This window comes from Cognatishimia sp. 1_MG-2023 (assembly GCF_030548175.1).
Taxonomy (GTDB): Bacteria; Pseudomonadota; Alphaproteobacteria; order Rhodobacterales; family Rhodobacteraceae; genus Cognatishimia.
In genome coordinates, this window is record NZ_JAUORX010000013.1 from 1 (window position 1) to 20,072 (window position 20,072).

16 protein-coding genes are annotated in these 20,072 nt (G+C 55.4%); 8 read left to right on the plus strand and 8 right to left on the minus strand.

Going from position 1 to position 20,072, the window contains the following annotated elements; translation table 11 throughout:
* The 6 genes from Q4544_RS15160 to Q4544_RS15185 all read left to right on the plus strand — a co-directional run.
* The coding region (locus tag Q4544_RS15160) for a universal stress protein (protein WP_303507680.1) at positions 1-280 on the plus strand (280 nt) is incomplete at its 5' end.
* Between the two features lie 23 nt (positions 281-303).
* Positions 304-1,860, plus strand: a complete 1,557-nt coding sequence (locus tag Q4544_RS15165; RefSeq protein WP_407063054.1) for an alanine/glycine:cation symporter family protein — start codon at positions 304-306, stop codon at positions 1,858-1,860.
* Positions 1,861-1,974: 114 nt separating this feature from the next.
* A complete protein-coding gene (mutL, locus tag Q4544_RS15170) occupies positions 1,975-3,852 on the plus strand; it encodes a DNA mismatch repair endonuclease MutL (RefSeq protein ID WP_303507683.1) in 1,878 nt (625 codons plus the stop codon).
* Positions 3,849-5,150, plus strand: a complete 1,302-nt coding sequence (locus Q4544_RS15175; protein WP_407063055.1) for a DNA recombination protein RmuC — start codon at positions 3,849-3,851, stop codon at positions 5,148-5,150. Before mutL ends, Q4544_RS15175 begins: the two co-directional genes overlap by 4 nt.
* A 90-nt stretch (positions 5,151-5,240) precedes the next feature.
* A complete protein-coding gene (locus Q4544_RS15180) occupies positions 5,241-5,567 on the plus strand; it encodes a DUF3775 domain-containing protein (RefSeq protein ID WP_303507687.1) in 327 nt (108 codons plus the stop codon).
* Positions 5,568-5,682: 115 nt separating this feature from the next.
* Positions 5,683-7,146, plus strand: a complete 1,464-nt coding sequence (locus Q4544_RS15185; protein ID WP_303507689.1) for an NAD-dependent succinate-semialdehyde dehydrogenase — start codon at positions 5,683-5,685, stop codon at positions 7,144-7,146.
* Positions 7,147-7,212: 66 nt separating this feature from the next.
* Here the strand turns inward: Q4544_RS15185 and gyrB are convergent, their stop codons facing one another.
* The 7 genes from gyrB to mutM form a co-directional block, all read right to left on the minus strand.
* Positions 7,213-9,630, minus strand: a complete 2,418-nt coding sequence (gene gyrB / locus Q4544_RS15190; RefSeq protein WP_303507691.1) for a DNA topoisomerase (ATP-hydrolyzing) subunit B — start codon at positions 9,628-9,630, stop codon at positions 7,213-7,215.
* A 250-nt stretch (positions 9,631-9,880) separates the two neighbouring features.
* The gene (gene recF / locus Q4544_RS15195; protein ID WP_303507693.1) at positions 9,881-10,978 is read right to left on the minus strand and encodes a DNA replication/repair protein RecF; all 1,098 of its coding nucleotides are present in this window, start codon (positions 10,976-10,978) and stop codon (positions 9,881-9,883) included.
* A 58-nt stretch (positions 10,979-11,036) separates the two neighbouring features.
* Positions 11,037-12,155 (minus strand): DNA polymerase III subunit beta, encoded by a 1,119-nt coding sequence (gene dnaN, locus Q4544_RS15200; RefSeq protein WP_303507695.1) that lies wholly within the window; start codon positions 12,153-12,155, stop codon positions 11,037-11,039.
* Between the two features lie 170 nt (positions 12,156-12,325).
* Positions 12,326-13,702, minus strand: coding sequence for a chromosomal replication initiator protein DnaA (dnaA, locus tag Q4544_RS15205; protein ID WP_303507697.1), 1,377 nt, complete (start codon positions 13,700-13,702; stop codon positions 12,326-12,328).
* Positions 13,703-14,192: 490 nt separating this feature from the next.
* Positions 14,193-14,456: a 30S ribosomal protein S20 gene (gene rpsT / locus Q4544_RS15210; protein WP_303507698.1), complete on the minus strand. Its 264-nt coding sequence runs from the start codon at positions 14,454-14,456 to the stop codon at positions 14,193-14,195.
* Between the two features lie 314 nt (positions 14,457-14,770).
* Positions 14,771-15,547, minus strand: a complete 777-nt coding sequence (locus Q4544_RS15215; protein WP_303507699.1) for an enoyl-CoA hydratase — start codon at positions 15,545-15,547, stop codon at positions 14,771-14,773.
* 63 nt (positions 15,548-15,610) lie between these two features.
* The gene (gene mutM / locus Q4544_RS15220) at positions 15,611-16,462 is read right to left on the minus strand and encodes a bifunctional DNA-formamidopyrimidine glycosylase/DNA-(apurinic or apyrimidinic site) lyase (protein ID WP_303507700.1); all 852 of its coding nucleotides are present in this window, start codon (positions 16,460-16,462) and stop codon (positions 15,611-15,613) included.
* Between the two features lie 141 nt (positions 16,463-16,603).
* Here mutM and ubiE point away from each other — a divergent pair, with 141 nt between their 5' ends.
* Together ubiE and ubiB are read left to right on the plus strand one after the other, a co-directional pair.
* Complete coding sequence (gene ubiE / locus Q4544_RS15225; RefSeq protein WP_303507701.1) at positions 16,604-17,356, plus strand: bifunctional demethylmenaquinone methyltransferase/2-methoxy-6-polyprenyl-1,4-benzoquinol methylase UbiE; 753 nt, start codon at positions 16,604-16,606, stop codon at positions 17,354-17,356.
* A 1-nt stretch (position 17,357) separates the two neighbouring features.
* A complete protein-coding gene (gene ubiB, locus Q4544_RS15230) occupies positions 17,358-18,890 on the plus strand; it encodes a 2-polyprenylphenol 6-hydroxylase (protein WP_303507702.1) in 1,533 nt (510 codons plus the stop codon).
* A gap of 163 nt (positions 18,891-19,053) precedes the next feature.
* Here ubiB and dapA read toward each other — a convergent pair whose 3' ends face one another.
* Positions 19,054-19,929 carry a 4-hydroxy-tetrahydrodipicolinate synthase gene (gene dapA, locus Q4544_RS15235; RefSeq protein ID WP_303507703.1) on the minus strand — a complete coding sequence of 292 codons (876 nt, stop codon included), beginning with the start codon at positions 19,927-19,929 and terminating at the stop codon, positions 19,054-19,056.
* Positions 19,930-20,072: the final 143 nt, after the last annotated feature.

A 20,072-nucleotide genomic window follows, 5' to 3' on the forward strand; every position in this document is an offset into this window, starting at 1 on the left:
GGAAGAGCGCCACAAGCGCCGTCGTGAAGAATTAGAGCGTGCTGAAACCGCTCTTATGAAACCTGTTGTTGATGCACTATCTGGCTCTGGCGTTACCGTAGAGTCGGCCATCAAATACGGGAATATCGCTGAACAGCTAGGTGAAATCGCCAAAGAAGCGGGCGCCAGCCAAGTCGTAATTGGTCGTAACGGTCATAGTGGTATTGGTAGCCGAGTATTCGGTTCCGTCGCGGGTTCCTTGGTGCAGATCGCGCCAGTTGCCACCACAGTCGTTCCATAAATATTCCAGACAGGGACAGATACATGAAATCCATGTTCACGCGCGCAGCAGCAGCTGCGACTGCGCTATCGCTGGCAACTGTGCCAGCCTACGCGCAAACCTTTGATGAAAAAGTAAACGAAGTCTTTGCCAACTCTACTGGTTGGTTCGTTAGCTTTATCTTTAGCCCATTCCCAGGCACCTCTTTCCCATGGATCGTAGGCTGGCTGGTTGTTGCGGCGACCATTTTCACTTTGTACTTCGCTTTCATCCAGCTTCGTGGCTTCAAGCACGCGATCTCTTTGGTGAAGGGGGACTATTCTGACCCGAATGATGCGGGTGAGGTTAGCCACTTCCAAGCGCTTGCCACTGCTTTGTCCGGGACCGTTGGTCTGGGTAACATCGCGGGTGTTGCTGTTGCGGTTGGCATCGGTGGTCCGGGTGCAACGTTCTGGATGATCCTAGCGGGTCTGATGGGCATGGCATCCAAGTTCACCGAATGTACGCTGGGTGTTAAGTATCGTAACGAATACCCAGACGGCACCGTTTCCGGTGGCCCAATGTACTACATCACCAAAGGTTTCGCAGAGCGCGGCATCCCAGGTGGTAAACCACTGGCCATTCTGTTCGCTATCTTCTGTATCCTAGGTGCATTTGGCGGCGGTAACATGTTCCAAGCGAACCAAGCACACGCGCAAATCACTAACGTTGTTGGCGACTTCCCAGGTGTTATCACCGGTCTTGTTTTCGCGGCTGTTGTATTTGCTGTGATCGTTGGTGGTCTGAAATCCATCGCGAAAGTAACAGAAAAAGTCGTTCCATTCATGGGCGTTATGTATGTTGCGACTGCGGTTGTGATCTTGCTGTTGAACTTCAACCAAATCGGTTGGGCGTTTGGTCAGATCTTTGAAGGTGCATTCACAGGCCTCGGCGTTGCCGGCGGTATGGTTGGTGCGTTGATCCAAGGTTTCAAACGTGCGGCGTTCTCGAACGAAGCGGGCGTTGGTTCTGCGGCGATTGCGCACTCTGCGGTACGTACCAAAGAGCCAATCACCGAAGGCTATGTGTCTTTGCTTGAGCCGTTCATCGATACTGTTGTGATCTGTACTATGACTGCTTTGGTGATCATCATCACGGGTCAGCTGATCATCGATCCAGCAACTGGCAACTACATGCTGAATGAAGCAGGTACAGCGATTGCGACTGTTGACGGCAACGGCGGTGTTGCTCTGACATCTGCGGCGTTCTCTTCTGCCTTTGGTGGCTTCAAGTACATCCTGGCGTTGGCCGTGATCCTATTCGCGTTCTCCACTATGATCTCTTGGTCCTACTACGGTCTGAAGGCTTGGACATTCCTGTTCGGTGAAAGCAACGGTTCTCAACTGTTCTTCAAAGTATTGTTCTGCGTATTCGTTGTAATCGGTGCATCTGCGTCCTTGGGCCCAGTCATCGACTTCTCTGATGCAGCGATCTTTGCGATGGCTGTTGTAAACATCATCGGCCTATACTTCTTGATGCCAATCGTTAAGCGCGAGCTTGAGGGTTACCTTGGCCGCCTGAAGTCTGGTGAGATCAAAAAATTCAGCACACCTGCTGAGTGATTTTCACCTAACCGATTGATAGAAAAGGCCGGGTTTTGCCCGGCCTTTTTTCTTGTTTTGTTCTTTTGGGTTTGCAGTGGCAGAATCGGCGCGAGCTGTGCTAGATTTGGCGGTATGCAAGCCGTTGACCCCCAAATAAGCCAAAAACACCCTATTATTCGCCAATTGGACGAAGGTGCGATCAACCGGATCGCTGCGGGTGAAGTTGTGGAACGTCCTGCCAGCGCCGTGAAGGAGTTGGTGGAGAACGCAATTGATGCGGGGGCGACCCGTGTTGAGGTGGCGATTGCCGATGGCGGCAAGACGTTGATCCGCGTGACGGACGACGGTTGTGGGATTTCTGCAGAGCAATTGCCACTGGCGTTGTCACGGCATGCCACGTCCAAAATTGACGGCACTGACTTGCTGGATATTCACACCTTTGGTTTTCGGGGCGAGGCGTTGCCCTCGTTAGGGGCTGTCGGGCGGTTGTCGATTACGTCGCGCGTTAAGGGTGGTGAAGGCCATTCGATTTCGGTCTCTGGCGGGCAGATTACCCCGGTGAAGCCTGCGGCCTTGGGCGGCGGGACAATCGTTGAACTGCGGGATTTGTTTTACGCGACGCCGGCGCGATTGAAGTTCATGCGGTCGGATCGGGCCGAGAACCAAGCGATCATAGATGTGGTCAAACGCCTTGCGATGGCAGAGCCGTTTGTTGGGTTCACCTTGCGCGATGTCACGGGTGGCGGTGAAGGACGTGTGAGCTTTCGGGCGGATGCGGAAAGCGGTGATTTGTTTGATGCGCTGCATGGGCGATTGGCGCGTATTTTGGGCGCAGAGTTTGCCGAGAATGCATTGCGGATTGATGCCGAGCGGGATGGATTGCGGTTGATTGGCTACGCGGCCTTGCCGACCTATTCGCGTGGGTCTGCCGTGGCACAGTATTTGTTCGTGAATGGTCGGCCGGTCAAAGACAAACTGTTGGTTGGCGCGTTGCGCGGGGCCTATTTTGATTTCCTGTCGCGGGATCGGCATCCGGCCGCGGCGCTGTTCATTGATTGCGATCCACAGATGGTGGACGTGAACGTACATCCGGCCAAGTCCGAGGTGCGGTTTCGTGATCCGGGTATGGCACGCGGTTTGATCGTATCGGCCTTGCGCCATGCTTTGGCAGAGGCGGGGCATCGGGCCTCTACCACTGTAGCGGGTGCGACTTTGGGTGCGATGCGGCCTGAGGTTATGCCGGGGCGTGTGTACCAGATGGATCGGCCGTCTTTGGGCGCGCGTCAGGCGAGTTATGCGTTTCAAGCGCCGCCAGAGGGAGCGCCGGGTCTGGCCGAACAACCGGCTGCTTGGGACGGTGCCCCCGGCGCGTCGTTGATGGAAACGCCTGTGTCTGGCCGGGTAGTGGAGCCGGAGGTTGAAGAGGCGGATTACCCATTGGGGGCCGCCCGTGGGCAGGTGCATGAGAATTACATCATTGCCCAAACCGCGACGGGCATGGTGATTGTGGATCAGCACGCGGCGCATGAACGGTTGGTCTATGAGCGTTTGAAACGCCAGATGGCGGAAAATGGTGTTGCGGCGCAGGCGCTGTTGATCCCTGAAATCGTGGAGCTGTCGAATGGCGATTGTGCGCGGTTATTGGCTGTTTCGGATGAGCTGACCAAATTCGGCCTGACGATCGAAGCCTTTGGCGGTGGCGCGATTGCGGTGCGGGAAACGCCCGCGATCTTGGGCGAGGTGAATGCCAAGGCGATGATCCTGGATATTCTCGACGAGCTGGATGATCAGGGTGAAAGCATGTTGGTGCAGGCGAAGATCGAAGCGATCCTAAGCCGGGTGGCCTGTCATGGTTCGATCCGATCCGGTCGCCGGATGCGCGCCGATGAGATGAACGCCCTTTTGCGCGAGATGGAAGCGACCCCGCATTCCGGCCAGTGCAACCATGGGCGCCCAACGTATGTAGAACTCAAACTGGCTGACATTGAGCGGCTGTTCGGACGGACATGATGGATTTTACGGACCCGCAGATACAGATGTATGTCTTGATTGGCGCTGGCGTTTTGGTGGCGGTGATCTTGTTGATGCTGCGCGCGGTTCTGCGGCAGTCCTCGCAATCGGCCTATCAAATGGCGTCGCTGGGGCAGCGGGTGGATCAACTGTCGTCTGGGCAGGATCAGTTGGGCGGTAGTCTGAACAACGTGGCGCAGAACCAGACGATCGGGCAAACACAGCTAACCAATTTGATGGAACAGCGGTTGGGTGAGGTGCAGTTGAACCTGCACGAGAACCTAGCCAAGGTGCAGCGCCGGACGGGTGAGAACCTTGCGACGATGCAACAACAGATGGCGGATAATCTAGGTGCGCAGCAATTGAAGCTGCAAGAAAACCTGTCGGATATGCAGGCGCGAACCAATCGGTCGCTGGCTGAGTTGCAGGAAAAGATGGGCCAAAGCCTGATGGGTAATGCCAAGCAAACGGCGACGTCTTTGACGGCGTTGCAAGAGCGGTTGGCGACCATTGATAAAGCACAGGACAATATCACCAAGTTGTCGGGCGATGTTCTAAGCCTGCAAGATATTCTGTCAAACAAGCAAACGCGCGGTGCCTTTGGTGAAATTCAATTGAATGACATCGTGGGCAAGGCGCTGCCCTCTGACAGCTACTCGCTTCAGCATACGCTGCCGAATGGCAAGCGGGCGGATTGCTTGATTCATTTGCCAAACCCTCCGGGACCGATTGTGATCGACAGTAAGTTCCCACTGGAAGCCTATGAGGCGATGCTGGCGTCAGAAACCGAAGCAGAGCTGAAGGCGGCTGTTCAACTGTTTAAGACCTCTGTCAAAAAGCATATCAACGATATCTCGGATAAGTATATCCTAGAGGGAGAGACCGCGGATGGGGCTTTGATGTTCCTTCCATCAGAGGCGATTTACGCAGAGCTGCATTCCAAGTTTCCTGACTTGGTGCATTTTGGGTTTGATGCGCGGGTCTGGATCGTTTCGCCCACAACCTGCATGGCCACGCTGAACACCATGCGCGCCATCCTGAAGGACGCTCGGATGCGCGAGCAGGCGGGTGAGATTCGCAAAGCATTGAAGAACCTGCACCGCGATGTGGAAATTGTTGGCCAACGTGCCGGGAAGTTGGAAGTGCATCTGCGTCAGGCGAATGAAGATGTAACCGGTATCCTAACGGCCGCGACTCGTGCCGGTAAGCGGGCGCATAAGCTGGATAACTTTGATTTCGAAGAGCTGGCGCCGGATCAGGCGAATGTTGTCCCATTGGCGAACCATCCGGGAGAGTAGGCGGCATTTTTCCACTCAATGGAATTTGAGGCGGATCAAAGCGGAGCTGTGGTATAGTCAGGCAGAGTGGCGCTGTGAAAGGAGCCGCAAATGTTGGACATATCCCCGAGGAAGGTCGCGCAGGTCGTATTGATGGGCCGCGAATTAGGTCGCGCCGAGCGCGAGTTGCGTGGATTTTTTGAAAGCCTCAACGAAGAAGAAATGGTGAGCCTTGTCGCCATCATGTGGGTCGGGCGTGAGAGCTTTGACGCCGATGATATCAACGAGGCGCTGCGAACTGCGCGTGAAGAGCGAACCGCTCCATCGGCTGATTACCTGTTGGGCACCCCGCATCTGTCAGATCATTTAGAGAATGGCATGGATGCCCTAGGCGTTTCGTTGATGGATGACGAAGACGATCTACTGAGTGGCCATTAGAAATTGGGTCTATCGCTATAGCGGACTGGCTAATTGTAACTTTTGCCTGATTGGGTGAAGGTGTGCTGAAGACTCTTGGTGACTGCCAAGAGGTTAATGTGCAAGCGAGGCCCTCATGTTGAATTTAAAAGATACTTCTCTGTTTCGTCAGGCGGTTCCCGTTGGTGATCGTTGGGTCGAGGCATCTGCAGAAACGGGTACAGCTGTTCATAACCCCTCAACTGGTGCGTTGTTGGGCTATGTGCCGAACCTTGGCGCTGCGGAAACAGAAGAGGCAATTCAACTTGCTGATACGGTGCGCCATGCTTGGGCGGCACGACCTGCGAAAGAACGTGGCGCGATTCTGCGGCGTTGGTTTGATCTGCTGATCGAGAACCAAGATGATCTTGCAGCGATTCTGACGGCGGAACAGGGTAAGCCGTTGGCCGAAGCTAAGGGCGAGATCGCCTATGGTGCCGGTTTCTTGGAATGGTTCGCCGAAGAGGCGCGCCGCGCTTATGGCGAAACGATTCCTGCCCCTAGCGGTGATCGTCGGTTCATTGTGATTAAGCAGCCGATTGGTGTGGTCGCTGCAATCACGCCTTGGAATTTTCCGAACGCCATGATCACGCGCAAGGCGGGTCCGGCCTTGGCCGCGGGCTGTGCGATGGTGTTGAAACCTGCGCCACAAACGCCGTTTTCAGCGATTGCCTTGGCGATTCTGGCAGAGCGTGCGGGATTGCCTGCGGGGTTATTGTCGATCATCACCGGGGATGCGGCAGAGATTGGCGGCGTGATGACATCCAGCCCGACTGTGAAAAAGATGACCTTTACCGGGTCCACCGGCGTTGGGGCGTTGTTGTATGCGCAATGTGCGCCGACGGTGAAAAAGCTGGGCCTAGAGTTGGGTGGGAACGCGCCGTTCATCGTGTTTGATGATGCCGATCTGGATGCGGCGGCAGAAGGTGCGTTGTGGTCCAAGTTCCGCAATAATGGGCAGACCTGTGTTTGTGCGAACCGCATTTATGTGCAGGCCGGGGTCTATGATGCCTTTGCCGAGAAGTTCGCCGAAAAGGTAAAGACATTGCGGATTGGCGATGGGTTTGACCCGGATGCACAGATGGGTCCGCTGATTGATGATCGCGCGGTGTCAAAGGTCGAACGCCATATTGCGGATGCCGTCGACAAAGGGGCGTCTGTTGTTTTGGGTGGCCAGCGTCATGCGATGGGTGGACAGTTCTTTGAGCCGACTGTCATGCGTGATGTGACACGCGATATGGCCTTTGCCACCGAAGAAACCTTTGGCCCGGTTGCGCCGCTGTTCAAATTTGAAACCGAAGCCGAGGTGATCAAAGCCGCCAATGATACGGAATATGGTCTGGCCGCCTATTTCTACACCCGCGACATGGCGCGCAGCTGGCGCGTTGGCGAGGCGTTGGATTACGGCATGGTTGGCGTGAATGCTGGGGTTATTTCTGCAGTTGAGGCACCGTTTGGCGGCGTGAAATCCTCAGGGCTGGGGCGCGAAGGGGCGCATCAGGGTTTGAGCGAGTTCATGGAAGAAAAGTATTTGTGTATGGCGGGAATTACGCCTGCATAAGTTGCCATACTCAGAAACGAAAAGGCCCGCCAAATTGGCGGGCCTTTTTGCGTTTTGGTGGATGGATTAGAAATCCAAGTTTTCCACACTTAGCGCGTTTTTCTGGATAAATTCACGACGTGGTTCAACCACGTCACCCATCAGTTTGGTAAACAGATCATCCGCATCAACCATATCTTCGACCTTGACCTGCAACAGCGTGCGGGCATCTGGGTCCAATGTGGTTTCCCATAGCTGATCCGGGTTCATTTCGCCCAGACCCTTATAGCGTTGTAGCGACAGGCCGCGTTCGCCCTCGGCCAAGATCGCCCGCATCAGATCAAGCGGGCCTTGGATGAGCTGTGTACGGTCTTTGCGAACCAATGTGGCCGCGGTGCCGTATACTTCTTGTAGGTTCTTGGTAAAGCTGCCGGTTTTACGTGCTTCGCCAGAGCGGAGCATTGGGCCGTCCAAGGTACGAACCTCTTCGACGCCACGCAGGATACGGGCCAATTTGATGCCGTGGTCTTGCGTGATGCGGCCTTGCCAACCTTTTTCATATTCCAGCGCGATCAGATCGAGGCGGGCCGCGACTTTGTCGGCAACGGCCTGAAGATCGGCGTCAATCGCGCCGGGTACAAAGGCGCCGGCAATCGCGGCTTGTTCCAGAATGTGGCGTGGGTAATGCGTTGGGAAGGCATCCAAAACGCGCTTAAGCTGGCGCGCTTCGTTAACCACACGGATAAGATCCGAGCCTGCCATTTCTTCGCCGGTGCCAAGGCGCAGCATCGCGCTATCAACGCCCTGTTCAACCAGGTAGTCATCAAGCGCAGCTTGGTCTTTTAGGTACACTTCGGATTTACCGCGTGCCACTTTGTAGAGTGGCGGCTGGGCAATGTAGAGGTGACCTTGTTCAATCAATTCAGGCATTTGACGGAAGAAGAAGGTCAATAGCAGCGTCCGAATGTGCGCACCATCGACGTCCGCATCGGTCATGATGACGACCTTATGGTAACGCAGCTTTTCGATGTTGAATTCGTCGCGACCAATGCCGGTCCCAAGCGCCATAACGAGGTTGCCGATCTCTTGCGAGCCTAGCATCCGGTCAAAACGGGCGCGTTCAACGTTAAGGATCTTACCGCGCAACGGCAGAACCGCCTGGGTGCCACGATCACGACCTGTTTGCGCGGAACCACCAGCAGAGTCACCCTCCACCAGGAAGACTTCGGTTTTGGATGGGTCTTTTTCAGAGCAATCTTTGAGTTTGCCAGCAAGGTAGTTCACATCCATCGCCGTTTTACGGCGGGTTAGCTCACGGGCCTTACGGGCCGCTTCGCGGGCCATCGCTGCCTCGTTGATCTTGCTGACGATCATCTTGGCTTCAGTTGGGTTCTCTTCGAACCACTCAGTCAGCTTTTCACCCATCAGGCTTTCAACGGCTGGTCGAACTTCGGAGGACACCAGTTTGTCTTTGGTTTGGCTGGAGAATTTCGGATCAGGTACCTTAACCGAAAGGACGCAAGTTAGGCCCTCGCGGGCGTCGTCGCCGGTAAAGGTGATCTTTTCCCGTTTCGCGATGCCGCTTTCCTGGGCGTACTTGGTTAACGTCCGGGTGAGTGCACCACGGAAGCCTGCAAGGTGTGCACCACCGTCGCGTTGTGGGATGTTGTTGGTAAAGGGCAGAACGGTTTCGTGGTAACTGTCGTTCCACCACATTGCCACTTCGACGCCGATGTCATCTTTTTCGCCGTTCACATAGATTGGTTCAGGCATCAGAGATGTTTTGTGGCGATCAACGTATTTCACGAACTCTTTGACGCCGCCTTCGTAAAAAAGCTCTGTTTTCAAAGGCTCTGCCGGGCGTTCATCTTCTAGGATGATGCGCACGCCAGAATTCAGGAAGGCCAATTCGCGCAGGCGTTTTTCGAGTGTTTCGAAGGAATAGTTAAGGTTTGAAAAGGTATCTGTCGCCGCGAGAAAGCGTACTTCGGTCCCTGTTTCATCGCCTGCGTCACCGGTGACGCGCAGGTGTTCAGTGGTAAAGCCACCTTCGAAACGGGCGAAGTGTTCTTTGCCATTTCGCCAAACGCGCAGCTCTAGCCAGTCGGAAAGTGCGTTTACAACGGAAACGCCAACACCGTGTAAGCCCCCGGAAACCTTATAGGAATTGCTGTCAAACTTACCACCGGCGTGCAGTTGGGTCATAATAACCTCGGCTGCGGAGACGCCTTCTTCTTGGTGAATATCAACGGGGATTCCGCGACCGTTGTCGCGGACAGAGACGGAGCTGTCGGCGTGGATTTTGACGGTGACGTAGTCTGCGTGTTTGGCCAAAGCTTCGTCGATGCCGTTGTCGACGACTTCGTAAACCATGTGGTGCAAACCAGAGCCATCGTCGGTGTCGCCGATGTACATGCCGGGGCGTTTGCGCACGGCCTCTAGGCCTTTGAGAACCTTGATAGAATCCGCGCCATATTGCTCGGGGGATTGCGCGTTGTCGCTCATCGGGGGACGTCCTTTTATCTTTCGGGATTTTATACCTTTTTGCGGGGGGAATGTCACGCAATTGACGTGTTTTTTGAGGCGCGATTCTGCTGCCCTGTTTGCGCGGAAGTTAACCAAAGATTACAGCGGGGATTCGTACAATTCGGTAGTTTCACGGCCCGAAACGTACGTTTCAGCGCAGAACAGCTTTGAATGGGGAATGTGGAGCTGTTGGATGCCTCCAGCGGAGGTATTTTGGGTCAAGAAAAAGTTAAGAGGTGACGTCTGAAATGCCGCCGTCTTCGGTGACTTCGATGTATTGGCCGCGGGGGCCTAAGGCGTCGAAGAGGTTGGGTTCGGTTCCTGTCATCCATGCTTGGGCGCCGAGGGTGGTGATTTCGTCGTAAAGGGCCGCGCGGCGGTTGGCGTCTAGGTGGGCGGCGACTTCGTCTAAGAGCAAGATCGGCGGGGTGCCGATTTGTTCGGCCAGCGCACGGGCGTTGGCGAGGATCAGGGAAATCAGCAGCGCTTTTTGTTCGCCGGTGGAGCAATCTGCGGCGGGCACGCCTTTGGCGGTGAAGGCCGCGTAGAGATCGGCGCGATGAGGGCCGACGAGGGTGCGGCCCGCTGCGATGTCACGCGGACGGGATTCGGCGAAGGCCTCGCGGAAGTCCCCGGCGGATTCGGGCATGGCGCCGTCAGCGTGTTGTAGATCAAGTTCGGCGATGGGGAAGGCGGTTTGGGTTTTTGCCTGTGCGTCGGTCAGGTGGGCGACGGTGGCTTGGCGGTTGGCGTGGATGCGGGTGGCAGCGTTCGCCATCTGATCCTCGAGCGCTTTGTACCAATGGGCGTCGCGAATTTGCTCTTTGAGCAGCTTATTACGTTCGCGCATGGTCTTTTCGTAGGTCAGCGCGGCTTCGGCGTGATCCGGGAAAAACGATAGTGCGGTGCGGTCCAAGAAGCGGCGGCGGCCTTCGGCGCCTTCGATCCAGAGGCGATCCATTGCCGGGATCAACCAGATGACGCGGCAGAGTTCGCCGAGTTTGGTTTGTGGAGCCGCTTTGCTGTTGAGTTTGACGAGACGCGCGGCGCCTTTGTCGGACCAGGTTTCGACTTCGTGTTGGTTGGTTTGGGTTTGCAGCAGGCCGGTCAGTTTCCAACCCAAGGCTTCGGGGCGTCGGGTCATGTCTTGGGCGCTGGCGCGGCGGATGCCGCGTCCGGGCGAGAAGAGCGAGACCGCTTCGAGGATATTGGTTTTGCCTGCGCCATTGGGTCCGTGAATCGCGATAGGGCGCGGGTCACAAGTGATTTCGCTGCGCTTGTGGCTGCGGAAATGGCTGAGGGTTAGGTGTGTGAGCGCAAGAGTCATAAGGCCCCCGGCAATGCTGCGGAGGCCTTATGGAAACAGGATATATCGGTTTGGCCGATCACACGCGCATTGGCATCACGACGTAAACAGCCGTGGTGTCATTGCCTTCTCGCATCAGCGTTGGATCGCCTGCGGAGTTGAACATGAAGACGGCGTTTTCGCGATCAACTTGGCTGGCGATTTCCAGCAAGTATTTGGCGTTAAAGCCGATTTCTAGGCGCTCGTCGCCGTAAGCAACGGCCAGCTCTTCTTCGGCGGCGCCGGAGTCTGGCGCGTTGACGGAGAGGATCAGGCGATCTTCGTCTAGGGCCAGTTTGACGGCGCGGGAGCGTTCAGAAGAAACCGTTGCCACACGATCAACCGCTTTGGCGAATTCTGCGGCGTCTACTTCGAGGCGGCGGGTGTTGCCGGTTGGAATGACGCGGGTGTAATCCGGGAAAGTGCCATCAATGACCTTGGAGGTCAGGGTGATGTCAGGGGTTGCGAAGCGGACTTTGGTTTCTGAGACAGAGACCGCGATGTCCATTTCATCATCGTCCAGAAGCTTGCGCAATTCGCCGACGGTTTTACGAGGGACGATAACACCCGGCATATCGGACGCGCCTTCGGGCAGGTCAGAATCGATGCGTGCAAGGCGGTGGCCATCGGTGGCGACGCAGCGCAGTACTTTGCCGCCGTCTGCATCAGACACATGCATGTAAACACCGTTGAGATAGTAACGGGTTTCTTCGGTCGAGATGGCGAATTTGGATTTGTCGAACAGGCGACGCAGCTGTGCGGCATTGGCCGTAAAATTGCAGGCGTAGTCGGACGATGCCATGACTGGGAAGTCTTCTTTTGGCAGGGTTGCCAGTGAGAAGTTGGAGCGACCCGCTTCGACGGTTAGGCGACCAGTTGCGCTGTCGTCGGTCAGGGTGACCAATGCGCCGTCCGGTAGTTTGCGGACGATCTCGTGCAAGGTATTTGCTGAAACCGTAGTCGATCCTGCGCGTTCCACCATTGCGGCGGCTTTGTCGACAACTTCGATGTCGAGGTCAGTCGCGCGGAACTGCGCGGTGTTGCCTTCGGCCTCAATCAGGACGTTGGCAAGAATTGGAATGGTGTTGCGCCGTTCGACGACGGATTGCGCTTGGGACACTGCTTTGAGCAGGGTGCCGCGTTCGATGCTGATTTTCATCTTTTCATCCTCCGAAGTGCCGAGGCGTTGTGCCGGGTGGTCACAGTAGCTGTTTCCCCCTGCGGCTCAAGCCTTTTTTGGCTTTTTCGAGTGTAATTTCAAGGGCGTCAAGCGGGCATAGAAAAAGCGGGCCGCTTTGGGCCCGCCTGACGTCATTTATTGCAATTCTGTTACGCTTCGAGCGCGCGACGCAGCATTTCGATGTCTTCGGCGATTTGACCATCAGAACACCGCAGCTCTTCGATGCGCTTCACGCCGTGCATGACCGTTGTGTGATCCCGACCGCCAAAGCGGCGACCGATTTCTGGTAAGCTACGGCTGGTAAGCTGCTTGCAGAGGAACATCGCAACCTGACGCGGGCGGGCAAAGGTGCGGACGCGCTTTGGGCCGATCATGTCAGACAGGCGGATGTTGTAATGTTCTGCCACGCGACGCTGGATTTCTTCGACGCTGATTTTGCGTTCCGAGGCGCGCAAGACGTCAGACAGACAGTCTTGGGTCAGGTCCATGGTGATTTCGCGACCCACAAGGGAGGCAAAGGCGAAGAGGCGGGTAAGCGCGCCTTCGAGAACACGGACATTAGTGGAAATGCGGTGTGCTAGGAATTCCAAGACTCCATCTGCGATTTGCAGATCTGGGTATTGGGCGCGGTAGAGGTCCACTTTGTTCTGCAGGATGCCAAGGCGCAATTCGTAGTCGGTTGGGTGGAGGTCAACGACCAAGCCACATTGCAGACGAGAACGAATGCGGTCTTCGAGGTCTTTGATTTCACCCGGTGCGCGGTCAGCAGAAATGATGATCTGTTTGTTCTGGTCCACGAGCGCGTTGAACGTGTGGAAGAATTCTTCTTGGGTGGAGTCTTTGCCGGCGATGAACTGCACGTCATCGACCATCAGGACGTCAACGGAGCGGAACATTTCTTTGAAGTCCATCATCTTGCGATCACGCAGAGCTTGGACAAAGCGGTACATGAATTGTTCGGCAGAGAGGTAAAGTACGTTCAGGTCGGGACGCTGGGTCTGAAGTTCCCATGCGATGGCGTGCATGAGGTGCGTTTTACCAAGGCCAACACCACCGTAAAGGAACAGCGGGTTGAACGATACTGGGCCACCTTCAGCGACGCGGCGCGCTGCGGCATTGGCCAGTTCGTTCGGCTTACCGACAACAAAGGTGTCAAAGGTAAAGCGTGTGTCGAGTGGTGCGCCTGGCAGTTCGGCTGTGCTGCCGGACCGTGCTTTGGACGCAGGTTTGCCATTCGCAGCAGGGGCGATGGCTGGTGACGTTACACCGTTACGATTGGCAGGCGATGTGCCAACGCGGAAATGCACGCGCTGTACGTCTTCGCCAACCTGAGAAAGTTGGTGGATGATAAGATCGCCAAAGTTTTGCGATACGTAATTGCCGATGAAGTTGGTTGGCACCGTAAATGTTGCCACGCCATCTGTAAGTTCCGCTATGCGAAGTGGCTCAATCCAAGCCTTATAGTTGTTCTGCCCGACCGTGTTTAAAAGGTCTTGCTGAAGCGACCCCCACTGCTCCTGTATCATTCGTCCCCGATTCCGCGTCTTGCCGTTACTAGGGCCAAAGCCCCACTTTACCTTTTCCAAGATTCGCATCTTCGCAACGGAAGAACCTATTGAACACAAACATCATGTTCGCTTTAGACAAACCTATCCTGTCCCAAGAAAGTCCCCACTTTCTTAGGTAGTTTGTCAAAAACGCACATGAGTGCGAGCAATAAGCCGTGGCGCCCAGATGGACCCAATTTTGACGCGAGCCAAGTTCAATTGGCAGTTGTCTAATTGGTCCAAGCTAGCAAGCTTCAATGCAGTTGAAACTGATTGGCGCCGGCCCCCCGTAGTGACGATGTGAATCGCATAAATCAAAGTAGCAATATCGCCTGCGGGCGGGCAACAACTCTTCGAACTTGACTCGGGAAAAGCCGAAAAAGAATCTCTTTTGGGTGACTCGTTGAGCAAATAAAAAAGGCGCCTCCTGTATAGGAGACGCCTTTAATTTTAACTGTCTGATAAAGACTTAGCCGAGTGCTTTAACGCGGGCTGCCAGACGAGAAATTTTGCGGGATGCAGTGTTCTTGTGGAAGATACCCTTGGTCACGCCGCGCATTACTTCAGGTTGAGCCGCTTTGAATGCGTCTGTCGCTGCTGCCTTGTCGCCGGATTCGATTGCTTCTTCGAGCTTGCGCAAGAAAGTACGGATACGGGAACGACGTGCTTGGTTAACCAGTGCGCGACGCTCGTTCTGGCGGGCGCGTTTTTTAGCTTGTGGTGAGTTTGCCATGAATCTCAGACCTTTATATGTGTTCGTTGCGATGCGGTTGCGTGCATAGCCCCTAAACGGGTCCGCCCAATCTCTTGGGTCGATTCTTGCCTAAGCGGGCAGCACGCGCATGTATTGCAGGGGCCTATACAGAGATTCTCTGGCGAATGGAATAGCTAATTCGATAGGCGAGTAGTGGCCGCGATGTCACAGCATCAGGTGAGTCGCCGGAAAAAAATATATCGAATCGGTTAACGCCATTTTCAGAGATTCGGTCTGGTCGAATGACAAAGGCCGCCCAGAGGACGGCCTTTGTGAAGAGCTTTAGGAAAGTCTCATTTATCGCGGAATTGTGCTTCGCGTTTTTCTTGGAAAGCAGCCATGCCTTCTTTTTGGTCTTCGGTCGCAAAGAGCGAATGGAAGAGGCGGCGTTCGTACAAGATACCTTCGGCAAGGGTTGTCTCGTAAGCGCGGTTAACGGCGTCCTTCGCGGCCATGCTGGCGATCACAGATTTCTCTGCGATCTTTTGTGCAGCACCTAGGGCTTCGTCCATCAGCTTTTTCGCTGGAACAACGCGTGACACGAGGCCCGCGCGCTCTGCTTCTTGGGCGTCCATGAAGCGACCGGTTAGGTGCATGTCCATGGATTTGGATTTCCCAACAAACCGTGTCAGGCGCTGTGTGCCGCCAATACCGGCGATTACACCAAGATTGATTTCCGGCTGGCCGAACTTGGCTGTTTCAGACGCAATCAGGAAATCGCACATCATGGCCAATTCACAACCGCCGCCCAGCGCGTAGCCGGACACGGCGCCGATGATTGGTTTGCGTGTGCTAGAGACAGCATCGCCCTCGCGGGCGAAGAAATTGGAAAGGTACATATCAACGAATGTCTTTTCAGCCATTTCTTTGATGTCTGCACCTGCGGCAAATGCCTTTTCAGAGCCGGTCAGAACGATACAGCGTACCTTGTCGTTCTTGTCAGCTTCTTCGAGCGCCTGCGCCAATTCGCCGAGCAACTGAGAATTCAGCGCATTCAGGGCGTCTGGGCGGTTTAGCTTGATCAGCGCTACGTGATCTTCAACTTCGACGATGATCGTCTCAAAAGCCATGGATTTGCTTTCTGTTGTTTCTGGTCAGATCGATTCCTTACCACTTGGGGGGTGCGGATCAAGTTATCTTTGGCATTGCGGACAATAGAAAGATGAGCGGCCCGACTGCGTGATTCGGGCAATTGTGCCGGTGCAATCAGGGGTACGGCAGGGATCATTTTCACGCCCGTAGACATCGAAGGAATGCTGAAAATATCCAAGTTCTCCATCGGCTTGGCGGAAATCCTTGAGGGATGAACCCCCTGCTGCGATGGCGTCTGAAAGCACCTCTCGGATGATGGGCACAAGGGTGCGAATCTGGGGTTCAGAGATTTTATTGACCTTACGTTCCGGCGAGAGATTTGCGCGATAAAGCGCCTCGCACACGTAGATATTGCCCAATCCGGCGACAATTTTTTGATCTAAGAGCGCGGATTTGACGGGAGTCTTGCGGTTTTTCAGGCGCTCGACCAGATAATCTTCGTGGAAATCGTTGCCCAAAGGCTCTGGTCCGATAGAGGCGAGCAATGGGTGATCAGCGGCTGTAGCGGTGTCGAGCAGGTCCATCGCGCCAAAACGGCGTGGGTCGTTAAAGGTGACACGTGCGCCATTGGCCATGTCAAAGACCACGTGATCGTGTTTCTCAGGGGCTGGGTGATCATGAGCGAATTGGCCCAAGGGATCGCCGGACACCAACATACGCCCCGACATGCCTAGATGAATCAGCAGGGTTTCTTCGGTCGAAAGATCCGCGAGGATGTATTTGGAGCGACGGCGCAGTTGTTTGACGGTTGCACCGGTCAGGCGGTCTGCCATGTTTTCGGGAAACGGCCAGCGCAGATCCGGGCGATTGACGTGCGCTTGGGCGATGACTGCGCCTTCCATTGCGGGCATCAGGCCACGGCGGACGGTTTCGACTTCGGGCAGTTCTGGCATGGTGGCTCCTTGATCGGCGTCTTGCCTGCATATCGGGTTTTGCGCGGATGCGGTAGCACCCGTGAAATCCTGTCAATTCAGCGCATTGTATGGGGTGGCAACGCGCTATATGTAATGCACGACATTAAGAGTGGCAGTGACATGACAGAGCAAGATCAAAACACCACCCATTTCGGGTTTGAAACCGTGCCTGAGTCTGAAAAGGCGGGGCGTGTGCAGGGGGTGTTTGGCTCTGTTGCGAGTAAGTATGACGTGATGAACGACGTCATGAGCATGGGCATTCACCGTATTTGGAAAGATGCGATGATGGACTGGCTTGCGCCACGCCCAGGGCAACGGTTGCTGGATGTGGCTGGTGGGACCGGCGACATCTCTTTTCGGTTTTTGGGCCGTGCGGGCGAAGGTCATGCCACCGTCTGCGATCTGACAGAGCCGATGTTGGTGGCGGGCCGCAAGCGGGCCGAGGCTGACAATCTGGCGGATAGCTTGGATTGGGTTGTGGGCGATGCGATGGCGCTGCCGTTTGAGGACAATACCTTTGACGTCTACACAATCAGCTTTGGCATTCGGAATGTGACGCGTCCCCAAGAAGCGTTGAACGAAGCATATCGGGTTTTGAAACCCGGTGGTCGTTTGATGGTTTTGGAATTTAGCCAATTGCCGAATCCGGCGATGCAATGGGCCTATGATCGCTATTCTTTCAATGTAATCCCAGAGATGGGTAAGCTGATCGCCGATGATCGTGACAGTTATCAGTATCTGGTGGAATCGATCCGCAAGTTCCCGGATCAAGAGACGTTCTTGGACATGGTTAAGACCGCTGGCTTTGAGAATGCGAAGTATCGCAATCTGACCTTGGGCATTGCGGCCCTGCATTCAGGATGGAAAATCTAAGATGCGCGGACCACACAATATCTGGCGTCTGATCCGGACAGGCGCCACTTTGGAACGCACGGGCGCGATGAGCGTCGTGCTTGAGGCGTTCGAGGCACCACGCCCGCTGCGCATTCTGGCGCGGGGCATTGTCTGGCCGTTTCGTTGGATTGGCATCAAGGGCAATCCAAGTGAGCCACCGGTTGTGCGTGCGCTGACGGCCTTGGGGCCTGCGTATATTAAGTTTGGTCAGGTGCTTTCGACGCGCCCCGATGTGGTTGGTTCAGAAATGGCGAACCAGATGCGGGTGTTGCAGGATCGCTTGCCGCCGTTTTCGATTGCCGAAGCAAAGCGAGCTGTTGAGGCCGAGTTGGGCCGTTCTGCGGACGAGGTGTATTCAGAGTTTTCAGAACCAGTAGCGGCAGCTTCCATTGCACAGGTTCATAAGGCGCGTTTGGCTGAGACTGGTGAAGTGGTTGCCGTTAAGGTGCTGCGCCCGGGGATCGAGCGGGCCTTTCGCAAGGACGTGGATGCGTTTTACTTTGCCGCTGGCTTTGTTGAGTTCTTCTTACCGTTTTCGCGCCGTCTGAAACCGCGAGATGTGATTGAGCATTTCGATGGTGTTGTGACTGGTGAGTTGGATTTGCGCCTTGAAAGCAGCTCTGCCAGCGAATTTGCCGATAACACCAAGGATGACGCGGGCTTTCAGGTGCCTGTCATTAAGTGGGATTATTCCGGTCGCCGTGTGATGACGATGGGTTGGGCTGAAGGCGTGTCATTGGGTGACAATGAGGCGCTGGATGCGGCGGGGCATGATCGCCATGGTTTGGGTAGCCGTGTGCTGCAACTGTTCCTGAGCCATGCGCTGCGCGACGGGTTTTTCCATGCAGATATGCATCAGGGGAACCTGAAGGTCGCAGGGAACGGCGATATCATCGCTTATGATTTCGGGATCATGGGACATATCGATGAGTACACGCGCCGGGTTTATGCCGAGATTCTATATGGCTTTATCCAGCGTGATTATCAGCGCGTCGCCGAAGTGCATTTTGAGGCGGGTTATGTGCCTGCGGACAAGGACGTTGATGAATTCGCGCGCGCCTTGCGGGCTGTGGGCGAGCCGATCTTTGGCATGGATGCGACCAAGATTTCGATGGGTCGGTTGCTGAACTACCTATTTGAAGTGACCGAACGCTTTGGCATGGAAACCCGGACCGAACTGATTCTGTTGCAACGGACCATGGTTGTGGTTGAGGGCGTGGCGCGGTCTTTGGATGACAGTTTGAACATTTGGGATGTCGCGAAGCCTGTTGTGGGTGGCTACATCAAAGATTCGATTGGCCCCAAAGCGCTTGCACGGGATTTGTGGAAGACTGCGCGCGTGATGGCGCGATTTGGTCCACGTTTGCCCGGGTTGGTTGAGGGCGCGTTGATTAGGCAGGTGACACCAGAAGAACCCGTTGTGCGTCGCGTTTGGCCGTGGGTTTTGACCGGTGGTGTTGGTGGCGTTGCGCTGGGGGCTGCCGGGGTTTTTGCCCTGTTTTGGCTTGGCTAAAGCGGCGGGTCAGCCCTGGTATTTTCTTGAACTGTTATGCGCCCGCCGTTTGGTGGGCGTTTGCTTTTGTGGCGCAGGTGGATGCCTCCGGCGGAGGTATTTTGGTCAAGAAAAAAGCCCCGGCGGTGACCGAGGCTTTCGTTTTGTACTCTGTATGGCGTGCTTAGTTCAGCAGGCCTGCGTGACGCATCGCAGCGTCGAGTTGTTCTTTGGTGCTGTCCAAAAGACCGGTCAGCGGAGAGCGGACCTCTTCGGAGCAGAGGCCCAATTTGGACATCGCGTATTTCGCACCAACAAGACCCGGTTCCACGAAGATCGCTTCGTGGAGTGGGAACAGGCGGTCTTGGAGTTCCAATGCTTTGGCAAAGTCGCCCGCCAATGTTGCGGCCTGAAGCTCTGCGCAGAGGCGCGGGGCTACGTTGGCCGTGACAGAGATGCAGCCTTGGCCACCGTGGGCGTTGAAGGCCAATGCGGTGCCGTCTTCGCCAGAGAGTTGGATGAAATCATTGCCGCATGTGATGCGCTGTTGGCTGACACGGTTGATGTCACCGGTTGCGTCTTTGACGCCGATGATGCGAGGCAGTTTTGCCAGTTCACCCATGGTTTCCGGCGTCATGTCGACGATGGACCGACCCGGAATGTTATAGATGATGATCGGCAGGTTGCAGCAATCGTGCAACGCGGTGAAATGCGCGATCAAACCACGTTGGGTTGGCTTGTTGTAATAAGGCGTCACAACAAGGCCCGCATCTGCACCAGCTTTTTCAGCAAATTGCATCAAGCGCATGGCTTCGACTGTGTTGTTGCTGCCTGCGCCGGCAATTACAGGCACGCGGCCTGCGGTAGCGCTGACGACGGCCTGAATCACTGTCTCATGCTCTTCATGAGTCAGTGTTGGGGATTCGCCTGTGGTTCCGACCGGAACAAAACCGCTAGAGCCTTCGCCGATATGCCATTCGACCAGCTTCTTGAGCGTTTCCAAATCCAGCTCGCCGTTCGTAAACGGCGTGACGAGTGCGGGAAAAGACCCTTTGAACATGACACGCTCCTTTTTCTTGCGTAGCTGGGCGAAACGCCCGGTAGATCGCGCGGACACTAGCGGGATGTCGCCAGTTTGCCAAGATTGTCATTGGACCTTTGCCCGCGCGCGCTTAATGTTGGGTCGTATCCTGTGTCAGTTAG

Bases quoted from the DNA above. Each gene is read 5' to 3' on its own strand.
- ubiE (WP_303507701.1), top strand. From the start codon at position 16,604: ATGACAGAGCAAGATCAAAACACCACCCATTTCGGGTTTGAAACCGTG.
- Q4544_RS15180 (WP_303507687.1), top strand. From the start codon at position 5,241: ATGTTGGACATATCCCCGAGGAAGGTCGCGCAGGTCGTATTGATGGGC.
- Q4544_RS15185 (WP_303507689.1), top strand. From the start codon at position 5,683: ATGTTGAATTTAAAAGATACTTCTCTGTTTCGTCAGGCGGTTCCCGTT.
- mutM (WP_303507700.1), bottom strand. From the start codon at position 16,462: ATGCCAGAACTGCCCGAAGTCGAAACCGTCCGCCGTGGCCTGATGCCC.
- dapA (WP_303507703.1), bottom strand. From the start codon at position 19,929: ATGTTCAAAGGGTCTTTTCCCGCACTCGTCACGCCGTTTACGAACGGC.
- Q4544_RS15165 (WP_407063054.1), top strand. From the start codon at position 304: ATGAAATCCATGTTCACGCGCGCAGCAGCAGCTGCGACTGCGCTATCG.
- dnaA (WP_303507697.1), bottom strand. From the start codon at position 13,702: ATGATACAGGAGCAGTGGGGGTCGCTTCAGCAAGACCTTTTAAACACG.
- recF (WP_303507693.1), bottom strand. From the start codon at position 10,978: ATGACTCTTGCGCTCACACACCTAACCCTCAGCCATTTCCGCAGCCAC.
- Q4544_RS15175 (WP_407063055.1), top strand. From the start codon at position 3,849: ATGATGGATTTTACGGACCCGCAGATACAGATGTATGTCTTGATTGGC.
- rpsT (WP_303507698.1), bottom strand. From the start codon at position 14,456: ATGGCAAACTCACCACAAGCTAAAAAACGCGCCCGCCAGAACGAGCGT.
- gyrB (WP_303507691.1), bottom strand. From the start codon at position 9,630: ATGAGCGACAACGCGCAATCCCCCGAGCAATATGGCGCGGATTCTATC.
- Q4544_RS15215 (WP_303507699.1), bottom strand. From the start codon at position 15,547: ATGGCTTTTGAGACGATCATCGTCGAAGTTGAAGATCACGTAGCGCTG.
- ubiB (WP_303507702.1), top strand. From the start codon at position 17,358: ATGCGCGGACCACACAATATCTGGCGTCTGATCCGGACAGGCGCCACT.
- dnaN (WP_303507695.1), bottom strand. From the start codon at position 12,155: ATGAAAATCAGCATCGAACGCGGCACCCTGCTCAAAGCAGTGTCCCAA.
- mutL (WP_303507683.1), top strand. From the start codon at position 1,975: ATGCAAGCCGTTGACCCCCAAATAAGCCAAAAACACCCTATTATTCGC.